Genomic DNA, 12558 nt, shown 5'->3' with positions numbered 1-12558 from the left:
GGCGTCACAGCCTCCGGTTGGCGAGCACGGGCAGCTTCGCGCGGACTTCCTCGACGAGGTGGACGTCCACATCGGACAGGATGGTGCCGGGGGCGCCTTCGAGCCGTTCGCGCACGGAGCCCAGCGGGTCGATCACGGCGCTGCGGCCGATTCCCGTGGGCGCGGAGCCGTGGTCGGCGTCCGGCGCGGCCTGGCCGCAGGCGAGGACCCACGAGGTGGCGTCCAGGGCGCGGGCGCGGACCAGGAGGTCCCACTGGTCGGCCTTGCCGGGGCCCGCGCCCCAGGAGGCGCCGAGCAGGATGACCGGCGCGGTGCCGGCGAGGGTGCGGAAGAGTTCGGGGAACCGGACGTCGTAGCAGGTGGCGAGGCCGATCGTGGTGCCGTCGACCTCGAACGTCACGGGCTTCTCGCCGGGGGTGACGTTGTCGGACTCGCGGAAGCCGAACGCGTCGAACAGGTGGATCTTGGCGTAGCCGAGGTGCAGGCCGGCGCCGGTGACGAGCGTGGTGTTCGTGACCCTGTCCTTGGAGTCACCGTCGCTCTCGCCCGGGGTGAACATGCCGGCGACCACGACGACGTCGTGCTCGTCGGCGATCTCGCGGACCGCTGTCGACCACGGGCCGTCGAGGGGTTCGGCGATCGGCTTCAGTGGCACGCCGAAGCGGCACTGGGTGGCTTCCGGGAAGTGCACGACCCGTGCGCCGTTAGCGGCAGCACTGGCAACTTCGGCGCGCACGGTGGCAAGGTTCTCCTGCGGATCAGCGGTGGAGCTGATCTGGCAAAGCGCGAAGCGCATGATCCTCCTCTGGTATACATGTTGTATGCAAGCCGCAGACTCGTTGTCCGGCAGAGAAAAGGCCTACGAGTTCCTGAAGGACACGATCCTCGCCGACCCCGAGATGCAGGGGCGGTTCATCAGCGAGCAGGACGTCGCCAACCAGATCGGCGTCTCCCGCACGCCGATCCGTGAGGCCCTGCTGCTGCTCGCGGCCGAAGACCTCGTGCAGCTCGTGCCGAAAAAGGGCGCGTACGTCGCGCCGTTGTCCTCGCGGCAGATCAGCGAGTTGATGGAGTTGCGTGGTGTCGTCGAGCGGTATGCCGCCGAGCGCACCATGAGCGAGGGCACCGTCCCGTTGCGGCAGCTGCAGGAGCTCATCGAGCAGCAGCGGTTCCTGGTCGAGGACGCGCGGCAGTTCATCGACGTCGACAGGCAGTTCCACGCGCTGCTGGTGGCGGCGACGGGCAACGAGCTGTTGACGAAGACCTACGAGGGGTTGCGCGCACGGCAGGTGCGCGCGGGTGTGGTCGCGTTGTACCGGGCGCACGGCAGGCAGCAGGCCGTGATCGACGAGCACAACGAGATCGTGGCCGCGCTCGAGTCCGGAGACGTCGGCGCGGCCACCGCGGCGATCACCGCTCACTTGGACACCACGCTGAAGGTGCTGCTCAACGGCTGAACCTCTTCTTCTGGCTGCGGGTCGCGGCCGAGCCAGAGACCGACGAGCGTCACCACGCACGCCACGGTGACGTAGAGACCGACGACCACCCACGTGCCGAACCCGGCCAGCAACGCCGTGAAGAGCAACGGGGCGATGGCGCCGCCGATGACGCCGGCGAGCGTGTAGGCGAGCGAGCTTCCGGTGTAGCGCAGGCGTTCGGTGAACTGCTCGGCGATGAACGCGGCCTGCGGTCCGTACATGAACGCGTGGAAGCCCAGGCCCACCACGACCCCGAGCACGATCAGCGGCCACGACCTGGTGTCGATCAGCGGGAACAGCACGAACGGCCACACGGCACCGAGCACGGCTGCCACCGCGTAGAGGCCGCGCCGGTTGACCTTGTCCGACAGCCAGCCGGCCAGCGGCATCAGGAACAGCTGGAAGCCCGAGGCGATCAGCACGGCGACGAGGCCGACGTTGCGCGGCAGTTTCAGCTGGGTCGTGAGGTAGGTCAGCACGAACACGGTGTGCAGCGCGTAGAGCACGTCCGGGCCGACGCGGCACAGGACGGCGGCGACCAACGGCCGGGTCTGCGTGCGGAACACCTCGCTGATCGGCGCGGTCGGACGGTCGCCGCGAGCCTCGATCGCCTTGAAGACCGGGGTCTCCTCCAGCTTCACCCGGATCCACAGGCCGAAGATCACGAGTACCGCGGACAGCAGGAACGCCACGCGCCAGCCCCACGACATGAACGCGGCGTCCGACAGCGCGACGCCGAGGAGCGCGAGCACGCCGTTAGCCATCAGGTTGCCGGCGGGAGGGCCGATCTGGGCGGCCGACGCCCAGAAGCCGCGTTGTTCCGGGTTGCCGTACTCGCTGGACAGCAGCACCGCGCCGCCCCACTCGCCGCCGAGGCCGACGCCCTGCGCGAACCGCAGCACCACGAGCAGCACACCGGCCGCCGGGCCGATCGCGGCGTGCGTCGGCAGCAGGCCGATGAGCAGCGTCGCGATGCCGGTGATCAGCAACGTCGTGACGAGCACGCGTTTGCGGCCGATCTTGTCGCCGAGGCGGCCGAACAGGAACCCGCCGAGCGGCCGGGACAGGTAACCGACGGCGTACGTCGAGAACGCGAGCAGCGTCGCGGTGAGCGGTTCGGAGCTCGGGAAGAACAACGGGCCGAGCACGACGGCCGCGGCGACGTTGTAGATCGCGAAGTCGTACCACTCCAGGGCGGTACCGGAGAGCGAGGCCACGAAGGCGCGCACCAGGGCCGAGCGAGGTACGTCCTGTGGTGCGGCTTGCGGTGCTGAACCTGCGTTTGAAGTATCGGGCGGCATGGCGTAATACTGCCTGTATACAACTCGTATGCGCAAGGAGTACCGCATGTCTACCGTTCGTACACAGCTCGCCGCGCTGCAATTCGACCTTCCCGACGGCACCGTCGCCGAGGTCGCCGTGACGACCCTGCTCAACGGCGGCTACGCGGGTCGCAGCCAGGACGACGTGGCCGCTCACGTGCGTGAACTCGCCGAGCTGGGCGTGCCGGCGCCGTCCGTGACACCGAGCCTCTACCCCGTCTCGCCGTACCTCGCGCAGCAGACCTCGACCGTGCCCGCGCAGCACGGCAAGACCTCCGGCGAGGCCGAGTGGGCGTTGGTCGTCACCTCCGACGACGTCCTGCTGACCGTCGCATGCGACCACACGGACCGCGCGCTGGAAGTGCACGGTGTCGCGTGGAGCAAGAACGCCGGGCCGGACGTGCTGGGCCGCAGGGCGTGGCGGTTGTCCGAGGTGGCGGAGCGGATCGACTCGATCGAGCTGACCGCGTGGGCGGACGGCGCGGAGATCCAGCGGGGCACGCTGGCCGAGCTGCTGACCCCGCAGTACTGGGTGGAGCGGCTGAAGGCGCTGGACCTGCTGCGGCCCGGCACGGTGCTGCTGTCCGGCACGATCCCGATGCGCCACGGCGTGGACCAGTTCGCGTCGCGGTGGCGCGTCGAGCTGCGCGACCCGGCCACCGGTGACGTCCTCGACTGCGAGTACGAGGTCACGCGGCTGCCCGACCCCATCGGCTGAGTCCGGTATGTGCGCCCTGAGGGCTTGTCGATGTCCGCGTCTCCCGGTCGACGTCTCAGTGAAGGACCGACCACAGGGAGGCACAAGATGAGCAAGGTCTACACGGGCGCCAGCACCTCGATCGACGGCTACGTCTCGGGCCCGGACTTCTCCGGCTTCGACAAGCTGTTCGCCTGGTACGAGGCGGGCGACGTGGCGTTCACGATGCCGACGGGCGCGATGACCGTCCATCTGACGCCGGCCAGCGCCGCACACTACGGCGGGCTGCTCCAGGCGACCGGCGCACTGGTGGTCGGGCGCAGGCTCTACGACTTCACCAACGGCTGGAACGGCCAGCACCCGATGGGCGTGCACACCGTCGTGCTCACCCATCGGCCGCTGGAGGACAACGAGCACTTCACGTTCATCAACGGCAGCATCGACGAAGCCGTTGCGGTGGCTCGCAAGCACGCGGGTGACAAGCACGTCGGCCTGAACTCCGGCGAGATCGCGCGGCAGGCCCTCGACGCGGGCCTGGTGGACGAGATCTTCCTCGACCTGGTGCCGGTGATCCTCGGCGGAGGCACGCCGTTCTTCGCACCCGGCAAGGGTTACGAGCTGGAGGGCCCGGTCTCGGTAATCGAGTCGAGCTACGTCACACACCTGCGGTACAAGGTGAAGCATGAAGATTCGAAGACTGACTGACGCCGACGCGGAGGAGCTGCTCCGGGTCGTCACGGAGTCGCTCCCGCACCTGCGCGCGTGGATGCCGTGGGCGGCGGGCGGCTACGACGAGGCGATGCTCGCGGAGTTCCTCGCCGGCGCCGCGGACGGCTGGGAGCGCGGGACGCTGTTCCCCCACGCCATCATGGTCGACGACGCGATCGTCGGCGTGGTGACGGCGAACCGGAGCAAGGAGCCGGAGACCGTCGAGATCGGGTACTGGCTGCACCCCGCGCACACCGGGCGGGGACACATGACCGCGGCGACGGCGGAGCTGGTCGAGTTCGCCTTCGCGCTGGAAGGCGTGCGCAGGGTCCAGATCTGGCACGACGAGGCCAACGTCGCGAGCAGCGGTGTGCCGCGGCGGCTCGGGTTCACCGAGATCGATCGCCGCACACCGCCGCGCGAACCCGCGATCGGCAACCGCGTCGGGGTGGACGTGGTGTGGGAGCTGCGGCGCTAGTCAAGACGCCAGCGACGCCTTCACCGCGCGGGTGCGGTCGTCGGCGAGGACTTCCTCGTCGCCGTTCTCGAGCGCTCGCAGCACCTGGGAGACGAGGTCCTCGGTGGTGATCTTCGGGCCGTCCTGCCCTGCCGCCATGTCGGTGTCGATGAAGCCGGAGTGCACCGCGACGACCTGGGTGCCCTGCTCGCGCAGCGCTTCCCGGGTCGACTTCGTCAGCGACCACGCCGCCGCCTTGGTCGCCGCGTAGCCGCGCCAGGCCGGGCGGCCGACGAACGACAGGATGCTCAGCACGTTGACGATCGCGCCGCCGCCGTTGGCCTTCAGGATCGGCGCGAACGCGTCCGTCGTGCGGACGACGCCGAAGAAGTTGACCTCGAACTCGGCCTTGAGGCTGTCCACGTCCTGGCTCCCGACGAGCACCCCGGCGTTGTTGATGACGATCGAGACGTCGCCGAGCTCCTTGGCCGCGGCCTCGACCTGCGCGTCGTCGGTCACGTCGAGCTGGACCGGGACGACGCCCTCGTCCACGACGGACGCCGGATTGCGCGCGCCGCCGTAGACCTTCGCCCCGCGCTTCACGAACTCCTGCGCGAACGCCCTGCCGAGTCCGCGGTTGGCTCCGGTCACCAGCACCGCTGCACCGTTGAAGTCCATCACTACCTCCTGAGTTGGCTTTCCCAACTGACATTAGCGAGGTAAGTTGGATTTGCCAACTCACTGATAGGATGGTCACATGGCACCCCGAACCTGCTCCGTGGCGAACGCGCTGGAGGTCGTGGGCGAGCGCTGGTCGCTGCTGGCGTTGCGCGAGGTCTTCTTCGGCAACACCCGGTTCGACCAGATCGCCGCGAACACCGGCGCCTCCCGCGACGTGCTGACCGTGCGCCTGAAGAAGCTGGTCGCCGCAGGCGTGCTGGAGAAGCACCAGTACTCCGAGCACCCGCCGCGGCACGAGTACCTGCTCACGGACTCGGGCCGTGCGCTGCACAACGTGCTGCTGGCGCTCAAGGAGTGGGGCGACGCCTACGCGACCGAGGGGCCCCTTCCGCTCGTGTACGAGCACTCGTGCGGCGCCGTGCTGGAGCCACGCGTCGTGTGCGCGCACTGCGGAGAAGAGGCCACACTGGAGTCGTTGACTCGTGCGGGAGAGCTGACCCACTAAGTTGGGCGGCATGAGTGAGGACGACGAGGACGAGTTCGCCGAGGACGACGACTTCGAGGACGAGGAAGACCCGGACGACCTCTTCGCCGTCACGCCCGAACCGCGCACGGTCTGCCACCTGTGCGGGGGCGCGAGCTACATCGCCGCGCCGACGCTGGCGATCATCGGCGGTGCGCCGCGGACCGTCGACAACGGGCGGGAGTGCCCGCACTGCAACGGCGCGCGGACGTTCACCGGGCTCGTGCCACCGCTTTAGTCCTGTGCTGAGCGTCGCGTACGGTAATCGTCCGTGGAGGTCCTGACCCGAGCCGAATGGCACCAGCTGCTCGACTCGCACGTCGCGCGCATGCGCCGGTTCACGGGGCCGCACCAGGAGCGGAAGCTTCGCAAAGAGAAGCACCCGGTCATGGACTTCCTCTTCACGTACTACAGCCATCGGCCCGTGCGGCTCGAACGGTGGCATCCGGGGCCCGGCGTCGTTCTCGAGGACGCGGCGGAGTACCTGGAGTTCCCGCACTACAAGCTCACGACCGAGGGCGTCACGCTCGACGTCGAGAGCTTCGCCGGACAGCGGGCGAAGACGCTGGAGTTCGTGCAGGGGCTGCTCACGGCGACGCTGAGCCGGCCTGCCCGGCTCGGGTGCTTCGGGCTGCACGAATGGGCGATGGTCTACCGGCAGCAGCCGGAAGAGGTCCGGCACAACGCGTGGCCGCTGCGGCTGGGCAGCGACGGCACCGACGAGGTGGTCGAGGCGAGCCGGATCCAGTGCGGGCACTTCGACGCGTTCCGGTTCTTCACGCCACCCGCCCGGCCGCGCAACGCTCTGCAGCCCACCCGCGACGAACAGTTGCTGAACGAGCAGCCCGGCTGTCTGCACGCGAACATGGACCTGTTCAAGTGGGCCTACAAGCTGGAGCCCGCGACCCCCTCGGAGCTGGTGGCCGACTGCTTCGAACTGGCCGCTGACGTGCGCGAACTCGACATGCAGGCCTCGCCCTACGACCTGGCGGACCTGGGGTACGGACCGGTGCGGATCGAGTCGCCGGAGGGGCGTGCGGAGTACGTACGACGGCAGGCGGAGTTCGCCGACCGGGCACGACCGTTGCGAGAACGGCTCGTCTTCGTGTGCCGGTCGATACTTGAAGTGACTTCACTCTGCTGACCGAGTTCACCTGTTAGCGTGACTGGCGGTCGTCGGGGGCCGCTGAGTAGTTGTGAGGGATCGATGTCTCGACACCGCGCTCTGCGGGCGAAGGTGAAGCGCGGAATCGCCAAGTGGCCCGTGCTCATCGTCGTGCTCGTGGTGCTCCTTGGCCTGAGCTGGCTCGCCTTGTCGTGGGCGGGCGGCATCCTCGACAAGCGCTCCCAGGCGTTGGCGCAGGACTGCAGCGAGGGCGACTCCGTGCTCCGCGTGTCCGTGACGCCCAGCGTCGCCGGTGCCGTCAGGGACGTCGCACAGGCCTACAGCGCGACACGGCCCGTTGTGTACGACCACTGCATTGCCATCGAAGTGACCTCCGCGGACTCCGCAGCGGTTCTGGAAGGCCTGACGACGACCTGGGACGAGCAGAAGCTCGGCAAGCGCCCGCACGCGTGGCTGCCCGACTCCACGCTCTGGGCGAACCGGCTCTCCGCGCTGAACGCGAAGCTGGTCGGCTCGGCGCCGAAGTCCGTCGGCACGTCACCGGTGCTGCTCGCGGCGCCCGAGGCCGCCGCGCCGGTGCTCAAGGACTTCCGCTGGACGGACATGCCCGAGGTGACGGACTGGGGCAAGTTCGGCCAGCCCTGGGGCCGGTTCAGCGTCGCGATGCCCGATCCCGCGGCGAACACGGCGTCCGCGCTCGCGATCCAGTCGGCACTGGCGGGCGGCAAGGGGCCGGTCACCGCCGAGTCGCTCGGGTCGGACGCCGCCAAGGCCGCTCTCTCCAAGCTCGCGGCCACCGTGCCGCCGGAGGTCCCGGCGACGACGCGCGACGCGTTGGCGCGCCTGGGTGACAGCGCGACGGTCAACGCGGCGGGCTTCTCCGTCACGCCGGTGTCCGAAGTGGACCTGTTCAAGCACAACACCGGCAAGGACGCCCCGTCGAAGCCGCTGGTGGGCGTGCTTCCCGCCGGACCGGCGCCGGTGGCGGACTTCCCGTACGTCGCGCTCGGCGGCAGCGAGGTCGGCGAGGCCGAAGTGCGTGCGGCACAGGCGTTCCGCGACTTCATGACCGAACCCGCGCAGCAGGCGCTCCTCGCGAAGGGCGGTCTGCGGGTGGAGTCCACTCAGGACCGTCCGTCGCCCTCGCCGGGCGTGTCCTGGTCCCCCGTCACGGAGAACCTGGTCGCCGCCGACGCGACGACCACGCAGCAGATCTCCTCGGCCTGGACGTCGGCGGACCGCGGCGGGCAGGTCGTCACGGTGCTGACGGACGTCTCGACGTCGATGAAACCCCGGCTGGACAAGGTGAAGGCGGCGCTGCGCGGCCAGGTCGACCGGTCGGTCTCCGGCTCGTTCGGGCTGTGGGAGTTCGCCCGCGACCTCGACGGGTCGAAGCCGCACAAGCAGCTGGTCGCGACCGGTCCCGTCAGCGAGAAGCGCGACGCGCTGCGCAGGTCGATCGACTCCCTCAAGACCGCGGACGGCTCCCAGCTCTACAGCGCGCTGGCCGCCTGCTACGAGACCGCGCACGACGGGTTCGTGGCCGGGCGGGTCAACCGGGTCGTCGTCATCACCGACGGCACCTCGGACGGTGGCATCGACCTGAACGCGCTGAAGTCGCAGCTGCACGGGACGGACCTGCCGGTCAGCTTCATCGCGATCGGCGGTGAGGTCGACAAGGCGGCGCTGACGGACATCGCGCAGGCCACCGGTGGGTCGGTGTCGGTGGTCGAGAACGTGGACGGCGTGGAGGCCGCGCTCGGTCAGGTGCTGTCGACGAAGGCCTGACCGAGCGGGGCCCTCAGGCGACGTTGAAGCGGTCCGGGTCCGGGCCGGTGCGGGTGCCGTTGTCGAGCTCGGTGATCACCAGCATGTCGTCCTGGGCCAGTTCGAAGTCGAAGATGTCGATGTTCTCCTTGACCCGGTAGGGCGTGACGGACTTCGGGATCACGACGATGCCGAGCTGGACGTGCCAGCGCAGCACGATCTGGGCCGGGGTCTTGCCGTACTTCTCGGCGAGGCCCGCGATGTCGGGCTCGCGCAGCAACGCGCCGCCCTGCGCCAGCGGCGACCAGGCCTCGGTGACGATGCGGTGCGTCACGTGCACCTTTCGCATCTCTTCCTGCTGCAGCAACGGATGCAGCTCGATCTGGTTCACCGCCGGGGTGGTCGGGAACTCGTCGAACAGGCGCTGCAGGTGCGGGGTGTGGAAGTTGGAGACGCCGATCGCGCGCACCCGGCCGTCGGCGTAGAGCTGTTCCAACGCGCGCCACGAGTCGGCGTAGAGGTCGCGTTCCGGGGCGGGCCAGTGGATGAGGTAGAGATCGAGGACGTCGAGGCGCAGGCGGCGCATGCTCGCGTCGAACGCGCGCAGCGTGGCGTCGTAGCCCTGGTCGGCGTTCCACAGCTTGTTTGTGATGAACAGGTCGGGGATGCCGGCGATCGCGTCGCCGACCCCGGACTCGTTGCCGTACGCCGCCGCGGTGTCGATGCTGCGGTAGCCGGCCTCGATCGCCGTCGTGACCGCACCGGCCACCTGGTCCTCCGGCACCTGGTAGACGCCGAAGCCGAGTTGGGGGATCCGTACTCCGTTGTTCAACGAGATCAGCGGAACCATGTGGGTAGCTTCGCACCGTTGTAGACGTCCTGCATCGCCTCGATCGCGGCGACGACTTCGCGCCGGACTTCGTTTGGTGCCAGCACTTCCACGTCCGCACCGAATTTGAGCAGGTCAGCGACGACGTGCCGGTGCGACTCGGTCGGGAAGCCGAACTCCTGCCCCGGTTCCGGTGCCGATTCACGGATCACGCGCGCCTGGTACCCGCTGAGCAGGTACTGCGACTTGTCCAGCCCGGAACGGGTCATGCGGACCGTGACGCGCTCGCAGTACATGCGTGCCTCGAACTGCTCCGACCACTCGGCCCAGAACCGTGCGAGGTCGAAGTCGTCCGGGCGTTCGAACGTGTCGGGTGTGGCTTCGAGGGTGAGCACGCGCGAAACGCGGTAGGTGCGGCCGCTGCCGACGAAGTACCAGGTGCCCGCTTTGAGGACCAGACCGTACGGGTCGACTTCGCGTTCGACGGTCTGGCCGCCCCACCGCTGGTAGGTCATGCGCACGCGGCGTTGCTCCCACACGGCGTCGGCGATCGTGGCGAGGTGCTCGGTGGGTTCGTCGCCGCGGAACCACGTCGGGGTGTCGAGGTGGAAGCGCTGGCGGATCTGCTCGGCCCTGCCGCGCAGCTCGGTCGGGAGCGCGGCGAGGAGCTTCAGCTGGGCGGCGGCCGCGAACTCCCCCAGCCCGAGCTCCTCCGCCGGTCCGGGGAGGCCGGCGAGGAACAGCGACCGCGCCTCGCCGGACGTCAGGCCGGTCAGCCGGGTGCGGTAGCCGTCGACCAGCTGGTAACCGCCCGCCGGCCCGCGGTCCGCGTAGATCGGGATGCCGGACGCGCTCAGGGCCTCGACGTCGCGGTAGATCGTGCGCGGCGAGACCTCCAGCTCCTGCGCGAGTTCGTCGGCCGTCATCCGGCCCCGGGACTGCAGGAGCAGGAGGACCTGGATGAGCCTGCCGGATTTCATGGGATGAACCTGACACGATCTGTCAGGAATTGCCAGCAGAATGGTCCCCATGAAGGCAACCGGAACCATCGAAGTGAAGAGCTGGGACGAGAAGACCTGGGACGGCCGGTCCCACCAGGACGTCGAGGGGCGCAAGCTCACCGAGGCGCACGTGCGGTTCGGGTACGCCGGTGACGTCAGCGGCGTCGGCAGCTGCCGGTACCTCATGTACTACGGCGAGGACGTGGCGTGGACGACCGCGCTGGAGGAGATCACGACGGACGAGGGCACGCTGGTGCTGCGGCACGTCGGCGCGTACCGGTCCTCTGTGGAGGCCGTCATCGAGATCGTCGACGGCACCGGGAGGTACCTGAACGCGCGAGGTGCGGCGACGGTGGACTGGGCGGAGGATGGCAGCGGCACCTACACCCTGGAGTACGAGGTCTGACCATGACCAACGCCCCCATGTACGACGCGGCCAAGGCCCGGATCACCTCGCTCGTCGAGGGCCGTGATCCCCAGACGCCCGTGGCGGCGACGCCGGGCTGGTCGGTCAAGGACGTGGTGGCGCACCTCGCCGGCGGTCTGCGCGACTTCGCGGACCGCCGGTTCGACGGCGTCGAGTCGGGCGAGTGGGGCGAACGGCAGGTGCGCGACCGCCGCGACAACTCCCTCGCCGACGCCTTCGCCGAGTGGGACGCGAACCTCGTGCGGGCGGCGGACCTGTTCGACACGCCGATGGGACCGGTCCTCGTGTCGGAGGTGATCGCGCACGAGCACGACCTCCGCTCGGCGCTCGGGGTGCCGGGCGACCGGGACGGCGTCGAGGTGCGGGCGGCGCTGGTGAGGCCGTTGCAGCAGCTCGACCAGCGGATGCGGGAGAACGACGTGCCGGCGTTGCGGATCACGCTGGAGCACGGCGACCGCGTGCTCGGGCACGGCGAGCCCGCCGGGACGGTGCGGACGACGTCGTTCGAGCTGCTGCGGGCCATCGGCGGCCGGCGGTCGGCCGACCAGATCAAGGCGCTCGACTGGGACGGCGATCCGGACGTGTGGATCTCGTCGCTGGCGTTGTTCGGACGGCACCGGCCGGAGCCGTTCGAGGAGTAACTTCCTCGGATGTGAGCGACTGGCTGGCGGACACGCGCGATTCCTACGACACGGTGGCGGTCAGCTACGCGGACCTCACGCGCGGCCTGCTCGACGGCCTGCCGCACCTGCGGGCGGCGCTGCGGCTGTTCGCGGAGGAGGTCAGCGGCCCGGTCGTGGACGTGGGCTGCGGGCCCGGTGACATCACCGCGCTGCTGCACGGGTTCGGTGTGGACGTGTCCGGGATCGACCTCTCCCCCGCGATGATCGCGCTCGCGCGGGAGAGCCACCCCGGGCTGCGGTTCGAGGTGGGGTCGATGACCGAGCCGATCGGCGGTGAGCTCGGCGGGATCCTCGCCTGGTGGTCGTTGATCCACGTGCCCGACGAGCTGGTTCCCGTGGTGTTCGGGCACTTCCGCGAGGCGCTGCGGCCGGGAGGGTTGCTGCAGCTGGGTTTCCACGTCGGGGACCGCACCAACCGCAAGACCGAGGGCTACGGCGGGCACCCGATGCGGGTGGACGTGCACCTGCGGCCGCCGGACCGGGTGGCGGGGTGGCTGCGGGACGCGGGCTTCACCGTCGAGGCGCGGTGGCTGTTCGGCGAGAACGGCGAGGACGGCGCGGTGCTGTTCGCCCGGCGCGGGTGAGACCATCAGCGCCGTGTCAGAGGAACAGACCTGCCAGCGTTGCGGTGAGACGGTCGAACTGGAGACCGAGGACTTCGAGCTGTTCGAGCGGATGCACCCCGACTGCTTCCACTTCGCGTTCGAGCACGACCTGAACAAGCCCGGCATCAGCGCCGACGAGAACTGCGGCGACGACGCCTGCCCCGTCGGGGTGTGAAAAAGGGGCGCACCCCCGATGAACTGCCTCCCGGAAGTTGGACTGGAAATCCAGTTCCAATCGTCCGGGAGTGGTTCGT

The 12558-nt window shown here is 69.5% G+C and carries 17 protein-coding genes; 12 read left to right on the top strand and 5 right to left on the bottom strand.

From position 1 onward, the window contains the following. Nucleotides 1–4: 4 nt before the first annotated feature. Nucleotides 5–796: a carbon-nitrogen hydrolase family protein gene (locus tag IEY88_RS15500; RefSeq protein ID WP_189155474.1), complete on the bottom strand. Its 792-nt coding sequence runs from the start codon at nucleotides 794–796 to the stop codon at nucleotides 5–7. Between the two features lie 25 nt (nucleotides 797–821). On the opposite strand from IEY88_RS15500, the gene IEY88_RS15495 reads away from it, so the two are divergent. Then, a complete protein-coding gene (locus tag IEY88_RS15495; protein ID WP_189155473.1) occupies nucleotides 822–1457 on the top strand; it encodes a GntR family transcriptional regulator in 636 nt (211 codons plus the stop codon). Here IEY88_RS15495 and IEY88_RS15490 read toward each other — a convergent pair. Beyond that, nucleotides 1418–2779, bottom strand: coding sequence for an MFS transporter (locus IEY88_RS15490; RefSeq protein WP_189155472.1), 1362 nt, complete (start codon nucleotides 2777–2779; stop codon nucleotides 1418–1420). The two genes, IEY88_RS15495 and IEY88_RS15490, sit on opposite strands and share 40 nt — an antisense overlap. Nucleotides 2780–2825: 46 nt before the next feature. On the opposite strand from IEY88_RS15490, the gene IEY88_RS15485 reads away from it, so the two are divergent. From IEY88_RS15485 to IEY88_RS15475, 3 genes are all read left to right on the top strand, one after another. Continuing rightward, nucleotides 2826–3518: a DUF2848 domain-containing protein gene (locus tag IEY88_RS15485; RefSeq protein WP_189155471.1), complete on the top strand. Its 693-nt coding sequence runs from the start codon at nucleotides 2826–2828 to the stop codon at nucleotides 3516–3518. A gap of 87 nt (nucleotides 3519–3605) precedes the next feature. Further along, complete coding sequence (locus IEY88_RS15480) at nucleotides 3606–4202, top strand: dihydrofolate reductase family protein (protein WP_189155470.1); 597 nt, start codon at nucleotides 3606–3608, stop codon at nucleotides 4200–4202. After that, nucleotides 4180–4683, top strand: a complete 504-nt coding sequence (locus IEY88_RS15475) for a GNAT family N-acetyltransferase (protein WP_189155469.1) — start codon at nucleotides 4180–4182, stop codon at nucleotides 4681–4683. Before IEY88_RS15480 ends, IEY88_RS15475 begins: the two co-directional genes overlap by 23 nt. On the opposite strand, the gene IEY88_RS15470 is transcribed toward IEY88_RS15475, so the two are convergent. Beyond that, nucleotides 4684–5340, bottom strand: coding sequence for an SDR family oxidoreductase (locus IEY88_RS15470; RefSeq protein ID WP_189155468.1), 657 nt, complete (start codon nucleotides 5338–5340; stop codon nucleotides 4684–4686). 79 nt (nucleotides 5341–5419) lie between these two features. Between IEY88_RS15470 and IEY88_RS15465 the strand changes: the two genes are divergently transcribed. The 4 genes from IEY88_RS15465 (at nucleotide 5420) to IEY88_RS15450 (ending at nucleotide 8780) form a co-directional block, all read left to right on the top strand. Then, nucleotides 5420–5848 carry a winged helix-turn-helix transcriptional regulator gene (locus IEY88_RS15465; protein WP_189155467.1) on the top strand — a complete coding sequence of 143 codons (429 nt, stop codon included), beginning with the start codon at nucleotides 5420–5422 and terminating at the stop codon, nucleotides 5846–5848. Between the two features lie 10 nt (nucleotides 5849–5858). After that, a complete protein-coding gene (locus IEY88_RS15460; protein WP_084401880.1) occupies nucleotides 5859–6104 on the top strand; it encodes a hypothetical protein in 246 nt (81 codons plus the stop codon). Nucleotides 6105–6194: 90 nt separating this feature from the next. Further along, entirely contained in the window at nucleotides 6195–7010 is an 816-nt protein-coding gene (locus tag IEY88_RS15455) for a 3-methyladenine DNA glycosylase (protein ID WP_229693514.1), read from the top strand. Between the two features lie 63 nt (nucleotides 7011–7073). Next, nucleotides 7074–8780: a substrate-binding domain-containing protein gene (locus tag IEY88_RS15450; RefSeq protein WP_189155465.1), complete on the top strand. Its 1707-nt coding sequence runs from the start codon at nucleotides 7074–7076 to the stop codon at nucleotides 8778–8780. 13 nt (nucleotides 8781–8793) lie between these two features. On the opposite strand, the gene IEY88_RS15445 is transcribed toward IEY88_RS15450, so the two are convergent. Together IEY88_RS15445 and IEY88_RS15440 are read right to left on the bottom strand one after the other, a co-directional pair. Beyond that, a complete protein-coding gene (locus IEY88_RS15445; RefSeq protein WP_189155464.1) occupies nucleotides 8794–9609 on the bottom strand; it encodes an aldo/keto reductase in 816 nt (271 codons plus the stop codon). Then, on the bottom strand, nucleotides 9597–10568 hold the full coding sequence (locus IEY88_RS15440; RefSeq protein WP_189155463.1) for a helix-turn-helix transcriptional regulator: 972 nt from the start codon (nucleotides 10566–10568) through the stop codon (nucleotides 9597–9599). The genes IEY88_RS15445 and IEY88_RS15440 overlap by 13 nt, the downstream gene beginning before the upstream one ends. A 49-nt stretch (nucleotides 10569–10617) precedes the next feature. On the opposite strand from IEY88_RS15440, the gene IEY88_RS15435 reads away from it, so the two are divergent. The 4 genes from IEY88_RS15435 to IEY88_RS15420 are packed head-to-tail and all read left to right on the top strand — an operon-like array spanning nucleotide 10618 to nucleotide 12479. After that, a complete protein-coding gene (locus IEY88_RS15435; protein ID WP_189155462.1) occupies nucleotides 10618–10995 on the top strand; it encodes a DUF3224 domain-containing protein in 378 nt (125 codons plus the stop codon). A 2-nt stretch (nucleotides 10996–10997) separates the two neighbouring features. Beyond that, nucleotides 10998–11657 (top strand): maleylpyruvate isomerase family mycothiol-dependent enzyme, encoded by a 660-nt coding sequence (locus IEY88_RS15430; protein WP_189155461.1) that lies wholly within the window; start codon nucleotides 10998–11000, stop codon nucleotides 11655–11657. Between the two features lie 11 nt (nucleotides 11658–11668). Next, nucleotides 11669–12283: a class I SAM-dependent methyltransferase gene (locus IEY88_RS15425; protein ID WP_189155460.1), complete on the top strand. Its 615-nt coding sequence runs from the start codon at nucleotides 11669–11671 to the stop codon at nucleotides 12281–12283. Between the two features lie 13 nt (nucleotides 12284–12296). Then, on the top strand, nucleotides 12297–12479 hold the full coding sequence (locus tag IEY88_RS15420; RefSeq protein WP_189155459.1) for a hypothetical protein: 183 nt from the start codon (nucleotides 12297–12299) through the stop codon (nucleotides 12477–12479). Nucleotides 12480–12558 lie beyond the last annotated feature (79 nt).

It is taken from the genome of Lentzea pudingi (genome assembly GCF_014646255.1).
Taxonomy (GTDB): domain Bacteria; phylum Actinomycetota; class Actinomycetes; order Mycobacteriales; family Pseudonocardiaceae; genus Lentzea; species Lentzea pudingi.
This window is presented reverse-complemented; position numbering and strand designations above follow the sequence as displayed.

What these genes read in the sequence shown, in the direction of transcription:
- IEY88_RS15500 (WP_189155474.1), bottom strand. Translation starts at nt 796, where the DNA reads ATGCGCTTCGCGCTTTGCCAGATCAGCTCCACCGCTGATCCGCAGGAG.
- IEY88_RS15495 (WP_189155473.1), top strand. Translation starts at nt 822, where the DNA reads ATGCAAGCCGCAGACTCGTTGTCCGGCAGAGAAAAGGCCTACGAGTTC.
- IEY88_RS15490 (WP_189155472.1), bottom strand. Translation starts at nt 2,779, where the DNA reads ATGCCGCCCGATACTTCAAACGCAGGTTCAGCACCGCAAGCCGCACCA.
- IEY88_RS15485 (WP_189155471.1), top strand. Translation starts at nt 2,826, where the DNA reads ATGTCTACCGTTCGTACACAGCTCGCCGCGCTGCAATTCGACCTTCCC.
- IEY88_RS15480 (WP_189155470.1), top strand. Translation starts at nt 3,606, where the DNA reads ATGAGCAAGGTCTACACGGGCGCCAGCACCTCGATCGACGGCTACGTC.
- IEY88_RS15475 (WP_189155469.1), top strand. Translation starts at nt 4,180, where the DNA reads ATGAAGATTCGAAGACTGACTGACGCCGACGCGGAGGAGCTGCTCCGG.
- IEY88_RS15470 (WP_189155468.1), bottom strand. Translation starts at nt 5,340, where the DNA reads ATGGACTTCAACGGTGCAGCGGTGCTGGTGACCGGAGCCAACCGCGGA.
- IEY88_RS15465 (WP_189155467.1), top strand. Translation starts at nt 5,420, where the DNA reads ATGGCACCCCGAACCTGCTCCGTGGCGAACGCGCTGGAGGTCGTGGGC.
- IEY88_RS15460 (WP_084401880.1), top strand. Translation starts at nt 5,859, where the DNA reads ATGAGTGAGGACGACGAGGACGAGTTCGCCGAGGACGACGACTTCGAG.
- IEY88_RS15455 (WP_229693514.1), top strand. Translation starts at nt 6,195, where the DNA reads ATGCGCCGGTTCACGGGGCCGCACCAGGAGCGGAAGCTTCGCAAAGAG.
- IEY88_RS15450 (WP_189155465.1), top strand. Translation starts at nt 7,074, where the DNA reads ATGTCTCGACACCGCGCTCTGCGGGCGAAGGTGAAGCGCGGAATCGCC.
- IEY88_RS15445 (WP_189155464.1), bottom strand. Translation starts at nt 9,609, where the DNA reads ATGGTTCCGCTGATCTCGTTGAACAACGGAGTACGGATCCCCCAACTC.
- IEY88_RS15440 (WP_189155463.1), bottom strand. Translation starts at nt 10,568, where the DNA reads ATGAAATCCGGCAGGCTCATCCAGGTCCTCCTGCTCCTGCAGTCCCGG.
- IEY88_RS15435 (WP_189155462.1), top strand. Translation starts at nt 10,618, where the DNA reads ATGAAGGCAACCGGAACCATCGAAGTGAAGAGCTGGGACGAGAAGACC.
- IEY88_RS15430 (WP_189155461.1), top strand. Translation starts at nt 10,998, where the DNA reads ATGACCAACGCCCCCATGTACGACGCGGCCAAGGCCCGGATCACCTCG.